The 10,949-nt window shown below is 35.6% G+C and carries 9 protein-coding genes and 1 tRNA gene; 5 read left to right on the top strand and 5 right to left on the bottom strand.

The genetic code is table 11. The annotated features are described in order from the left end of the window. Positions 1 to 514 precede the first annotated feature (514 nt). Positions 515 to 1,213, top strand: coding sequence for a thymidine kinase (locus CG11_RS18155; protein WP_231512811.1), 699 nt, complete (start codon positions 515 to 517; stop codon positions 1,211 to 1,213). A 91-nt stretch (positions 1,214 to 1,304) separates the two neighbouring features. Here CG11_RS18155 and CG11_RS18160 read toward each other — a convergent pair whose 3' ends face one another. Next, entirely contained in the window at positions 1,305 to 3,317 is a 2,013-nt protein-coding gene (locus tag CG11_RS18160; RefSeq protein WP_052598258.1) for a T9SS type A sorting domain-containing protein, read from the bottom strand. A 568-nt stretch (positions 3,318 to 3,885) separates the two neighbouring features. Here CG11_RS18160 and deoD point away from each other — a divergent pair. Both deoD and CG11_RS18170 read left to right on the top strand, forming a co-directional pair. After that, positions 3,886 to 4,581 carry a purine-nucleoside phosphorylase gene (gene deoD, locus CG11_RS18165; RefSeq protein ID WP_052598259.1) on the top strand — a complete coding sequence of 232 codons (696 nt, stop codon included), beginning with the start codon at positions 3,886 to 3,888 and terminating at the stop codon, positions 4,579 to 4,581. Between the two features lie 180 nt (positions 4,582 to 4,761). Continuing rightward, entirely contained in the window at positions 4,762 to 5,016 is a 255-nt protein-coding gene (locus tag CG11_RS18170; protein WP_052598260.1) for a hypothetical protein, read from the top strand. Positions 5,017 to 5,138: 122 nt separating this feature from the next. Here the strand turns inward: CG11_RS18170 and fumC are convergent, their stop codons facing one another. Next, complete coding sequence (gene fumC / locus CG11_RS18175) at positions 5,139 to 6,533, bottom strand: class II fumarate hydratase (protein WP_052598261.1); 1,395 nt, start codon at positions 6,531 to 6,533, stop codon at positions 5,139 to 5,141. A 494-nt stretch (positions 6,534 to 7,027) separates the two neighbouring features. Here fumC and CG11_RS18180 point away from each other — a divergent pair, with 494 nt between their 5' ends. Further along, positions 7,028 to 7,597 (top strand): DUF1573 domain-containing protein, encoded by a 570-nt coding sequence (locus CG11_RS18180; protein ID WP_052598262.1) that lies wholly within the window; start codon positions 7,028 to 7,030, stop codon positions 7,595 to 7,597. 142 nt (positions 7,598 to 7,739) lie between these two features. Beyond that, positions 7,740 to 8,603, top strand: a complete 864-nt coding sequence (locus CG11_RS18185; protein WP_052598263.1) for a UbiA-like polyprenyltransferase — start codon at positions 7,740 to 7,742, stop codon at positions 8,601 to 8,603. Between the two features lie 95 nt (positions 8,604 to 8,698). Here CG11_RS18185 and CG11_RS18190 read toward each other — a convergent pair whose 3' ends face one another. From CG11_RS18190 to CG11_RS18200, 3 genes are all read right to left on the bottom strand, one after another. Then, entirely contained in the window at positions 8,699 to 9,154 is a 456-nt protein-coding gene (locus tag CG11_RS18190; protein ID WP_052598264.1) for a hypothetical protein, read from the bottom strand. Positions 9,155 to 9,229: 75 nt separating this feature from the next. Then, positions 9,230 to 9,303, bottom strand: a tRNA-Met gene (locus CG11_RS18195). Positions 9,304 to 9,526: 223 nt separating this feature from the next. Then, positions 9,527 to 10,642, bottom strand: a complete 1,116-nt coding sequence (locus tag CG11_RS18200; RefSeq protein WP_052598265.1) for a PorP/SprF family type IX secretion system membrane protein — start codon at positions 10,640 to 10,642, stop codon at positions 9,527 to 9,529. Between the last annotated feature and the right edge of the window lie 307 nt (positions 10,643 to 10,949).

Below are 10,949 nucleotides of genomic sequence, written 5' to 3' on the forward strand. Positions count from 1 at the left end.
TCAAACATAAAAGTTACACTTAATTTGAATAAAATTGGTAAAATCCTTGTTTTTTTTATCCAAAACAAGTACAATTGCCTACCTAAGATTGAAGTCTATCAAAGAGTTTTTTTATAATATGTTTAAATATTTTTGCCACCTGATAGTCAATATAATATTCAATTCATGAATAAAATTTAAACAACCACTATTCCATTTATAAAAAAGCGCTTTTTTTATCAACAATCAATTATTTGAACAAGTTTTTCAAATTACCTTTTTATTAATATAAAATTCCATAAATCCACGAAGTACTGATTACAAATAACAACCAATAATCAAGTTGTTATCAAATGAAATTTTGTGGTTTTTGCGTTGGTATACATCACACCAATGAATAGTACGTTGCTATTTTCTATTCATGTTTGATAATTACTCAACGTTCAAAGAAATTTAATACAAAGATGCTACGAAAAAACTAAATCAACAAATTAAGTATAAAGACAAAAGCTACTCTTTTCTAAAATAGTTTTTTATGAGCGTACTTTTGAGCATTTGTTTAGATTCCTGTTATGGTAGCTTTTCTATAAATCAAAAATCTGGTAAAGATTGCAACTATTCTATTATGTCTGGTAAATTAAGTTTAATTCTAGGTCCTATGTTTTCGGGCAAAAGCACCATTTTGTTAACACGATATAGACGCTATCAAATTGGGGGCAAAGCCTGCTTACTCATCAAATACGCCAAAGATCAACGTTACAGTGGTTCTGAAGAAATGCTGGTAACACACGATCAAATTAGCTACAAAGCAACTTCCTGCCACAAATTAGAAGAAGTCCATGACCTTATCCAAGATTATGATGTTATTTGCATTGATGAAATTCAGTTTTACCCCGATGCTAGCAAATACTGTGATGCTTGGGCCAATGCTGGCAAAATTGTAGAAGTCTGTGGTCTAAATGGGGATTATCGCAGAAAACCTTTTGAACAAATTAGCCTTCTAATTCCTTTGTCAGATGACATTAGTTACGTTACAGCAGTTTGCAAAGCAACAGGAAACGATGCCCCTTTTACCATGCGACTATCCAAAGAAAAGAAACAAGAAGTGATTGGAAGCACAGATAAATACCAAGCTGTTTCTAGAGAACGTTACCTGCAAGGTACAACTGAAAAATCTAGCACTACACAAAAACCTAAAGCAGCTGCCGCTGGTCTTAACCAAGAAAAAGCATAAACTTTTTTGCACGACGAATTGCTATTACAAACATAAAAGCCATAAGCTCCAAAAGAGCTTATGGCTTTTTGTTTATCGAAAATATCGACGATTATTTACGAATTTGAAGAACTTTACTTTCCTTGTAACTAGCACTTTGAACCGTAATCAAATACAATCCATTCGCCCAATTGGAAGTATTAAAACTCATCGTAGTTCTGTTATTCAATTGACTACTCATAACAACTCTTCCCAAAGCATCCGTCACCATGAAGGTGGCATCTGATCCTACGGTAGGTGGAATTTGTACATTTACAGAAGTAGACGCAGGGTTAGGATAAACAGCCAACTGTTCTTCTGATGCAGCTTTTACTACACTGGTAGTAACAGATGGAACTACTTTCTGAACCGTATGATTGATACGATTAGTAAACCAAATATTACCTTCTGGACCAATTTTCAAACCTGTCAAGCCTGCTGCCCCTGTTGAAATTTTTCCTAAGTAAGCAACTGGATTAACGCTAATGTCATAAAAACGAATATCTCCTGTTGTGTAATCTCCTACGATCAAACGATTCCCTATCAAATCGATACCACAAGGTCGTGTCAACCCAGTATCAATAACTGTTTCTGAAACCACATTTTCCATTTCGGAATATTCAGCAACTTGTTCAAGCGTCGGATTTAATGGATTTTTAACATTACCTGTATTGGTATTCATTCGCAATACTCTATCGTTTCCTACATCTACAATATACAACCAACCAGAAGACTTATCTAAAATAAGGTGACTTGGAACATCACCATCCTTGGCAACTACAACTTCAGTATAGCGTCGAATAATACCATCGCCATGATAATGTTGTCCTGGTCCGTGATCTTCTACAAAATCATAATATACAATATTATTAGCATTGCCATCAAATAACCAATACGCATTGTCTTTGTGATGTGCAATCCCCATTCCATAAGGTGTCTCGTGCAACATATCCAAATGACTTCCATTCGTGCCAGGTCCTGCATTCTGTGCATAAATAGACATATCGCTAGACCATAACGTCGGTCCTGTGAAAGGTGCTCCACCATCATGATTAGCATCATAGACACCCGCTGATGTTCCCCAGTTGCCGTTTGTTCCAAAAGCTAATCCTGTTGGTAAAGACATAAAATGCCATGCATTGCCATCTCTCAACCAAAGACTAGATTGATTGGGCATCCCAGCATTAGAAATAGTTACTGTAGAACCTCCTGTAGACTCTGTATTTTCATTCAAAACCCAAAGTTCTTTTCTACTTAGAATGGTATGAAAATCCAAATCTGTTGGTTTATTGACTTGATTCGAGCTAGTTGCAATCGTTGAGAAAACAGGCGCTGAATTTAGGAAATCATCCATGATATTGGGAATCACGGTTCCTTGATATACATCCAATTGTATGCTAGAAGTATCATTGGATGGATACATATCAGCATTGCCATTATTAATACTATTTACCCAAACTTTTAACCCTTGAGGCCCTGTGTTTTGTGGAGACCACAACGTAGCAAATTTAATGTCGTACGTTTCAGATGGTGATACATTCAAAGAGGTAAAGTTCTCTGTTACAACAGGCTCTGTTCCTGCTTGATAGCTAATACTTAGCTCTGTAATAACTGTTGAGCTGATATTGGTTAAAGAACTTTTGACTTCTACTGTTTCGTCACTTCCAACGACAGGAAATGGGCTCTGTACTTTTCCCATCATAATATCATAAGATAATAGAGGGGCAAAAAATGTCATACTTTCAGAATTAGAAAAAGAGCCTCCTGAAGCAACTGTCACACCACTAATACTAACTGTATAAGAACCATTCCCACTAGAACAACAAATGCCATCTCCGTAACTATCTGATATTGTAAAAACGACTTGACTTCCCGTAGGTACACAAACACTTGCATTAATAGGCGTTGTATTATTGTTCGTATAAGGACCTCCTGAAGCATATACCGTTCCTCCACCTGGTGATGTAAAATTCCATGTAGTTTCAGAACCATAATTATCGGGCACTAGGTTAAATAAAATCTCAGTCTCACCTGCTTGGCACTGTCCATTTGCAAGCTTAACAATTCCTAATGCCATTAAAAACATTAGACATAAGTTTAAACATTTCATAATTAGTTATTAGTAGTTGACAATAAAATATTTCTATAGCAGCGAGGTATGCCAAATGTTATTTCACAACAAGCAAGATTCATTTGAACTTACAAGGTATTGTTTTTCTATTACAAAAACGACACAAAAAAGCCTAACTATTTCAATTCAAACAATGCCTAAAAGGACAGATAGCCAAATAAAATTCTTTCAACCAACTAGCACTTACTCAAACTATTGTTGGTAGAACGTATCAACCATTTCTATAAATGATATACTTTACAAGTCTATACAATTTTACTACCAAGAAACATTCATTTTTAGATTCAGTCTCCTATTAATAAAAGAAGTCACCAAGTAATATCCCAGACTTTTTCATTTTGGTTCGAAATACTTCACAAAGTTTATTAACTTAGATAGCTTGTCTTGAATTTTAGCTTCTAACCTTGTAAAAAGAAGAAGCAACCTAGTTATTTTTTAAGATGTTAATTCGAATTAAACCGTTAATAGGTTATTATTTTCAACTCAAGCACTATTTCCTTTTATTTATTTTAAAACCTAATTTATGAGTCTACATATTGGAGCCAAAGAAGGCCAAATTGCAGAAAAAGTATTGCTCCCCGGTGATCCACTCCGAGCAAAATGGGTTGCAGAAACTTTTCTAGAAACCCCCTTTTGTTATAACACTGTAAGAGGAATGAACGGTTATACGGGAACCTACAAAGGCAAAAAAGTCTCTGTACAAGGTACTGGAATGGGAATTCCCTCTACCTCTATCTATGTCAATGAATTAATTTCTGGCTATGGTGCCAAGCAACTCATCCGAATTGGAACAGCAGGATCTTATCAAGCTGATTTAAAGGTTAGAGATGTTGTTTTAGCCATGTCTGCTTCTACCGATTCTGGAATCAACCGAAGAAGATTTAATGGTATGGATTTCGCTCCTACAGCAGATTTCACCTTATTCATGAATGCTGTCCGTGCAGCTGAAGCAAGGGGAATTCAAGTCAAAGCGGGGAATATTCTTTCTGCCGATGAATTCTATAATGATAATTTTGAATCCTACCAACATTGGGCTAAATATGGAGTACTTTGTGTAGAAATGGAAACAGCTGCGATTTATACCTTAGCAGCTAAATTTGGAGTGCAAGCCTTGACCATCTTAACAATATCTGATGAGTTGGTCACAGGAATCGAATCAACAGCACAAGAACGGCAAGAAACTTTGAGTGAAATGGTAGAAATTGCCTTAAATATTTAATTTATGTTTTTAACATAACAATAAGAGGAATACATACAAACCATCCTTTAATATTAGACGTTTTTTAAAGTAACAAAACGTACTGCCAACTTGCTCTTTATTCCCGATTATTTATCTGTGAAATGAATGATCATCAAGTTATAGTACATCAATCGTGTTCCTATTTAAAACAGAATTGTTATGAGTTTTAAAAAACTGAATGATATACTGGTTCAACATTTGACCAATATCAACCGCACAAGACAAGACGTTTGCAACAATACCGTTTTCAAAAATGTCTTGCAAGACAATGATGGCATGGGAGGTTTGAGCTCTTCTGATTTGTATCGATTACTGGTTCAAAATAGTATTAAATCGAACAACCAACAATTAAGATCTTGGCCTCAAGATTGGCTTGAACTAACCGTATGGGACTTGTCAGAACAAATAGGGTAACTTAATACCCTAAACAAACCATCCAGAAATAGAAGGACAAAATGTAGAGTAGCTAAACTAAAACTGAACATTATGTCCTTCTACTTATTCTGGTTGAGGCAGAACAATAAGCAAACACTTTATTAATCCAAGCTTCCAATCATATCTTCAGGACGAACCCACTGATCGAACTCTTCTTCTGTTAAATAGCCTAAACTCAAACCTGCTGCTTTCAAAGTTGTACCTTCTTTATATGCTTTTTTAGCAATTTCAGAAGCCTTATCATAACCAATTTTAGTATTTAGAGCTGTCACCAACATCAAAGAGTTATTCAAGTTCTCTTTAATAGCTTCGTAGTTAGGCTCCAACCCTACCGCACAATTTTCATTGAAGCTAACACAAGCATCTCCAATCAATTGAGCTGACATCAAAAAGTTATAAATCATGACAGGTTTAAAAACGTTCAACTGAAATTGACCTGTCATACCACCAACATTAATCGCAACATCATTTCCAATGACTTGCGCCATTGCCATCGTCATTGCCTCTGCCTGTGTAGGGTTAACTTTCCCTGGCATAATCGACGATCCTGGTTCGTTCGCAGGGATAATGTATTCTCCAATGCCACAACGAGGACCTGATGCCAACATTCGAATATCGTTGGCTATTTTCATCAAAGAAACAGCAGCTGTTTTTAAAGCTCCGTGTCCCTCAACAATAGCATCATGAGCAGCAAGAGCCTCAAATTTATTTTCAGCAGTTACAAACGGTAACCCTGCCAAGTTGGCAATTTTTTCTGCTACTAAGGAAGCATAACCTTTGGGTGTATTTAATCCAGTCCCTACAGCTGTTCCCCCCAATGCCAACTCAGATAAATGTTCTAATGTATTCTTAATTGCTTTTATAGCATGATTCAATTGAGAAACAAAACCAGACAGCTCCTGCCCTACTGTTACAGGGGTAGCATCCATAAAATGTGTTCGACCAATCTTTACGACATCCTTATATGCTGCTGATTTATCTGCCAGTGTGTCTCTTAAAGCTTCCAAACCTGGAATCGTCACCTCAACAACTTTTTTGTACGCTGCAATGTGCATAGCAGTTGGAAAAGTGTCGTTAGAAGATTGAGACTTATTAACATCATCATTAGGATGAATACTTTTTTTCTCATCCAACAAATTACCACCATTCAAAACGTGCGCTCTATTAGCAACCACCTCATTGACATTCATATTGGATTGTGTTCCCGAACCTGTTTGCCAAACAACCAATGGAAACTGATCATCTAGCTTTCCTGCTAAAATTTCATCACAAACTTTTCCAATAAGATTTGATTTGTTCGCATCCAAAACTCCTAGTTCCGTATTCGTTTGCGCGGCTGCTTTTTTCAAAATGGCAAACGCTTGAATAACCTCCTTAGGCATCAAATGTCCTCCAATTTTAAAATTTTCTAGAGAGCGTTGTGTTTGAGCAGCCCAATATTTGTCCGCTGGCACATCAATATATCCAATAGAGTCTTTTTCTTTGCGAAACCCCATAATGTGTATGTTTTTTATTTTTTAATAATTATCTATAATAACAGGCAAAATTATTACTTGCCATACATCTTTTCTATCGAAAAGTAAATGTCGTAAAAATCTTTACCTTATACAAACATAACCATCCGCTAATTTTTTAGTTTTTCACAAAAAAAAACATTCCCCCCATTCGTACAGCACTGATAATCAAAATTTTAAAAACAAAAATGCTTTAAAATATATCCTGTTGATTATCAACAAAATACATTTAACTCCATCTACTTTAATTGGAACGCCTCATCCTCCAGTATGCCCAATCAAACAAATTTCTTACTAATACCGTGAAGTTATAAAGCATCCAAAACCGAACACTACATTTATTTAAGCCTTCAAACACGTTAAAAAGCGTTAAGATTCGCTTCAACTATTTTCATAGTTAAGAAAAATAGATTATTTTTGTAAAGCAAATTTTTATTCTAAAAACAATTATTCTTAGTAAAACCAATTTAGACAAAATGGAAAATAAGGAAAACTTAATATTGGGTGGCATGGCAGTAATGGCCCTTTGGCTTTCAGTTTTAACGTATAGCGTATACTTTTCTAGTAGTGCTAGTGCTAGTACTCTAGCAGCAACTAGAGCTTTGAATACAACAGCAACAGCGACTCCTCCTACTAGTCAGCCAGCAATAAAACCTACCAATACCAATACACAACCTCAGCAACCAGAAGTAGATCCAGCAACAGCTGCTAATCTTGTTTTTTCTGAAAACGAGTTTGACTTTGGAACTTTAGAAGAAGGTGAAAAGGTAGAGCATGTATTTAAATTTGAAAACACAAGTAACAATCCGTTGACAATATCCAACGCTAGAGGTAGTTGTGGATGTACAGTTCCTGAATGGCCAAGAGAGCCAATCGCTCCAGGCGAGAGTGGCGAAATTAAGGTAAAATTTGACTCTAAAGGAAAAAAAGGAAAGCAAAGCAAAACTGTTACGATTACAGCAAACACAATTCCTGCTAATACAATCTTAACAATCACTTCTGATGTAATCAAGTTAGAGGGAGAAGATGCAGATGCTTCAAAATAAAAGTAGACCAAGCGTCTAACCAAAAACTCTATGCAGATTTTATTTTGTATAGAGTTTTTTTTGTATCATTGTACTAACTTTTAGAAAATATTGAAAGTTCTGAATTGTTCAAAATAATAGCGCTCAAAAGCTTAGCTTTTCTATGAAAAACTATCTATCTCTTATCAAATTTAGCCATACCATTTTTGCAATGCCTTTTGCCTGTATTGGCTTTTTTTTAGCAACTACAAATACCTCAACTTCTAGTGCTATCAACTGGTGGTTGTTTCTAAAAGTAGTGCTCTGTATGGTTTTTGCTAGAAGTGCAGCCATGGCATTTAATCGATATGCCGATAGAGATATTGATGAAAAGAATCCAAGAACAGCACAAAGAGAAATTCCTGCAGGTGCTATTTCTCCTGAAAATGCACTTTACTTCGTTATTGTTAACTGTATTTTATTTGTTCTTACCACTTATTTAATCAACCCACTTTGCTTTTATCTTTCTCCAATAGCACTGGCTGTGGTCTTAGGATATTCGTATACCAAGCGTTTTACAGCTCTTTGTCATTTTGTTTTAGGAATTGGTTTAGCATTGGCTCCTATTGGCGCTTATATCGCTGTAACAGGTGTATTTGATAACAATAGCATTACAGCCATTATCTATTCATTTGTAGTGCTATTCTGGGTCTCTGGGTTTGATATTATTTACGCCCTACAAGATGAGGATTTTGACAAATCACTTGGCTTAAATTCTATTCCTGCCACATTAGGCAAAGAACGCGCTCTAATGCTTTCTAATCTTTTGCATATTATCTCAGCAGGCTTAGTCATTTGGGCTACACTAAGAAGCGATGTAGGGCTTTATTCTTGGATTGGAACCGTTGTATTCATTAGTTTACTTATTTATCAACACTTTTTGGTAAAACCCAATGATTTGAGCAAGGTCAACTTAGCATTTTTTACGACCAATGGTATTGCAAGTGCTATATTTGGCATCTTGATAATTTTAGATCTATTTATCTAACCTCCTTCTCACAAAAAAGAAAATAAGTCAAGGTAGCTTCATAATTATACCTCTAATTTAATCACAACAGCTTCTTTTTATAAATCAAGATAGCTCTAGATAATATTTTTTATAGAGTAGCGTCTACCTCTAAATTCAAGCTCCTCACCTACCTTTTTCTGAAACAACAACTGTCCTATTGGGGAAGCCAAGGTAATAGCAAAATAAGAATTTCCTTCAACTGTCAATTTTCCTGCACTAATGGAAAGATAAAAAACACCTTGATTCGTTTCAACCAATGCACCTTGCTCGACACAGTCACATTCAATTTCTGGATTAATACGATGCAACTGCTTTTTATAATCCAACAAAACAGCCAATTGCCTCATTTGTTTATCTTTTTCCAAGTGCAACATAGCACGTCCTGTCTCATACTTATCTCCAACACTACTCTTGGTTTCTGCCTCCAACGAATCATTCAACTCATTTAATCTATGCTGTATTACATTCAATCGTTTTTCCAAGAAAGACACACAAGATTTGTACAACGCAGCTTTTAAATTTAGATCCATCAATCATTGATTAGAAGTGTATAAAAAAAGAAAAAGCACAAACAATTGAATAACAATTATTTGTGCTTAAATCAGTAGCGGGAGGGAGACTCGAACCCCCGACCTCAGCATTATGAGTGCTGCGCTCTAACCAACTGAGCTATCTCGCCGTTTGTGCTAAGTGCGCAGCAAATATACGACATTATATTCCTAAACCAAATTTTAAGGCTAAAAAAAACATTTTTTTTCAAAAAAAAATTAGCACAACTCCTTCGAAAAAACATAACAAAAACAAAATCAGCACATTGAAAATATCATTCAATGTGCTGATTTTATGGATAATCCTGAAATTATTTTATTTAATCAAGATAAAACACAAACTGCCGAACATTTTTAGTTAAACGTTGGACAACCTTGTCCTCTTGATCGTTTACCATCATGCGTATAAATAATAGAAAACTCTAAAGACCCTTGTCCCCCAGAAACGTTCGATAAAGTAGATGTATTGATATCGTAACTTACTGCAAATTGGAATGTTTGATAATCTAATCCCACAGCAATAACCAACGCATCAGCATCAATTTCAGATTCTAATCTATTCGCTAAACGAGTCCATACAGATAATTTAAAGGCGAAGTCATCATATCTTGGTGCTTGGTATTTCATTCCAATTCCCATGTTTAATTCCATAAAAGGTCCTTGAAACATTCCCACAAAACCAGGTAATAAACTAATGGCAGACCCACGTCCTCCAACCAAAAATTCACCTCCTGCATGTGCAGTTACACGCATGTATAGACGCTCCACATCAGCTCCAGCATTAGAGCGATTAAACAAAGAGATTTCTGGGCGATTCAAATGAAACAATCCCAATCCAGCATAAACACTCTTGCGATCTCCCATCACTCCGTACCACAACAAACCAGCACTCAAATCTGGATAAATCTTAGTCATACGCATTCCACCTGTATTCTCTCCACTTGTAATACCTTGATTGTACGTATTATTATCAACTACATATTGTGTACTATATGTCAAGTTCAACCATTTTACACTTCTTTGCCCAATTCCGATTTGTGCTCCTGCAACTAAATATGAAGTTAAACTAGGTCGGTAAGAACGTCCTCCCCCTGTCAACTTTTTCATGTAAGTAATTCCTAAATTAATATCTGTAACATTGTACTGCCCTGCACCTGCCACATCTGTCAAAGCAGAAAAGCTTAGACCAATATAATCCGATCTAAATACAGGTGTTTTTAACTCAGCGCCTACCGCATAAGTATAATAAGCGTTGGATCCACCCATCACAGATCCCCATTGTGTTCTAAAGTTCGCTCCTACACGCCAAAGTCCTTCAAAGACTCCTGCCATAGCAGGGTTTAACCGAAGCGGTGCTTGATAATACTGAGAGTATCTTGGGTCGCCCTGTGCGTATACTTCTTCGCTCGGTAATAAAGCAATACTATTAAATATAATAGCAATAAGAGAGAGTCTAAAAAATAATTTCATAATCACCGGATTAATAATATTCTAACTAATAGTTTCTTTTTAATGTTGAACTAGTATCTTTTAAGAACTAGTTTCATTGGAGGCTCATTGTAATAATAACGAAAAATCTATGAGGAATCTTACAACAAGTATAATATTTATTTAAAATAAATTGTAGAGACTTTACAAATAAAGTCCCTACAATTTGATTTTTATTATCTCAAGAGAATAATATTCCCTTTCACTTGTTCTGTATGTCCATCTTTAAACAAGACATCAGCATACCAAGTATATGTTCCAGAAGGAGCTGGACGACCACGATAGATTC

Source organism: Aureispira sp. CCB-QB1, from assembly GCF_000724545.1.
Classification (GTDB): Bacteria; Bacteroidota; Bacteroidia; order Chitinophagales; family Saprospiraceae; genus Aureispira.

Excerpts from the sequence above, each read along its gene's own strand:
- CG11_RS18155 (WP_231512811.1), top strand. The coding sequence starts at position 515 with ATGAGCGTACTTTTGAGCATTTGTTTAGATTCCTGTTATGGTAGCTTT.
- CG11_RS18160 (WP_052598258.1), bottom strand. The coding sequence starts at position 3,317 with ATGTTTTTAATGGCATTAGGAATTGTTAAGCTTGCAAATGGACAGTGC.
- deoD (WP_052598259.1), top strand. The coding sequence starts at position 3,886 with ATGAGTCTACATATTGGAGCCAAAGAAGGCCAAATTGCAGAAAAAGTA.
- CG11_RS18170 (WP_052598260.1), top strand. The coding sequence starts at position 4,762 with ATGAGTTTTAAAAAACTGAATGATATACTGGTTCAACATTTGACCAAT.
- fumC (WP_052598261.1), bottom strand. The coding sequence starts at position 6,533 with ATGGGGTTTCGCAAAGAAAAAGACTCTATTGGATATATTGATGTGCCA.
- CG11_RS18180 (WP_052598262.1), top strand. The coding sequence starts at position 7,028 with ATGGAAAATAAGGAAAACTTAATATTGGGTGGCATGGCAGTAATGGCC.
- CG11_RS18185 (WP_052598263.1), top strand. The coding sequence starts at position 7,740 with ATGAAAAACTATCTATCTCTTATCAAATTTAGCCATACCATTTTTGCA.
- CG11_RS18190 (WP_052598264.1), bottom strand. The coding sequence starts at position 9,154 with ATGGATCTAAATTTAAAAGCTGCGTTGTACAAATCTTGTGTGTCTTTC.
- CG11_RS18200 (WP_052598265.1), bottom strand. The coding sequence starts at position 10,642 with ATGAAATTATTTTTTAGACTCTCTCTTATTGCTATTATATTTAATAGT.